The following is a 1,110-nucleotide window of genomic DNA, read 5'->3' on the forward strand; positions in this document are numbered from 1 at the left end:
ACCAAGCCTATAGCATACTTTCTTTTTCCATATCATCCTTTGGGATGCCTTCGGGATTCGTCTGGGACAAACATATATAAAAATAGGCTATATCAGCAAATTTGTTGATATAGCCCATTATATCTTATTATGGTAATTGTTGCCAAGTGATTATACAATATCCATTACCAGTATGTCCAGTTTCTGTCCCACCTCCAGGTTTTGGCATGCTAGCATTGCCTGCAATCATTACAGAATTAGTAAACACTTTACCACTATAATGATTAGGTTGGCCGGTATGGACTATATTGTCTTCTGTCGAAGATTCATCTATTGCATCACAGCCTGTATAACCAGAGATGAAGGAAGAACCACCAGAGCCTGATCCAACAACATAATAAGTTTGGAAAAAAGCTCCACCACCGCCATAATAACCACCGCCACCGCCACTACCTTCAATACTGCCACTATCACTACCATGGTTACTAACACTATTACCACCAATGCCAAAAGTACCATTAAAACCGTTTATGTCACCTTTTCCACCAATTCCTCCTGAAGTTTGAGTAGCACCCGTAGCTACAGAAAAGGGATTTGGATTCGACAATGATATTGAATAAGAGCCATCCTGTCCCGATAGTCCACCAGCATTCCCTCCATTACATCCTTCATAGTAATGTTGTGCACCTCCACCTCCTGCTGCCACCATAATTCTTGACTTAAGAGAATTAAAATTATTCCATATTCCATTAACTAATCGTACATCAGTAGCACCGCCTCCACTTTTACTATTATACTTATCACTTCCAATACCTCCACCATTAAAAGTCCTCTCTATAACTCCTTCTCCAGATTGTCCGACATAAATATAAATATCAGAATTAGGAAATAAAGTAATTATTCCAGAACAATATCCTCCTTTACCGCCATATACGGTATTAGTATAACCACTATGAATTGGGTCTTTATAGCTATTTCCTCCTGCTGCTCCCCATACTTCCAGCTTATAATCTCCACTTATAGGCGCTGTAAATTCCTGCACACTTCCCGTGTGTTTGTACTGGGAATATTACAAAGTGGAAAATAATTAACAACAGAAGAACGTGTGATATATAAATAATGTATCAATCA

Annotated in this window: 1 protein-coding gene; it reads right to left on the reverse strand. The window is 38.7% G+C overall.

Annotation, left to right across the window (positions count from 1 at the left end; all coding sequences use genetic code 11):
* Positions 1-127: 127 nt before the first annotated feature.
* Complete coding sequence (locus tag K333_RS12400) at positions 128-1,021, reverse strand: glycine rich domain-containing protein (protein ID WP_051230950.1); 894 nt, start codon at positions 1,019-1,021, stop codon at positions 128-130.
* Positions 1,022-1,110 lie beyond the last annotated feature (89 nt).

It is taken from the genome of Segatella albensis DSM 11370 = JCM 12258 (genome assembly GCF_000426565.1).
GTDB classification, from domain to species: Bacteria; Bacteroidota; Bacteroidia; order Bacteroidales; family Bacteroidaceae; genus Prevotella; species Prevotella albensis.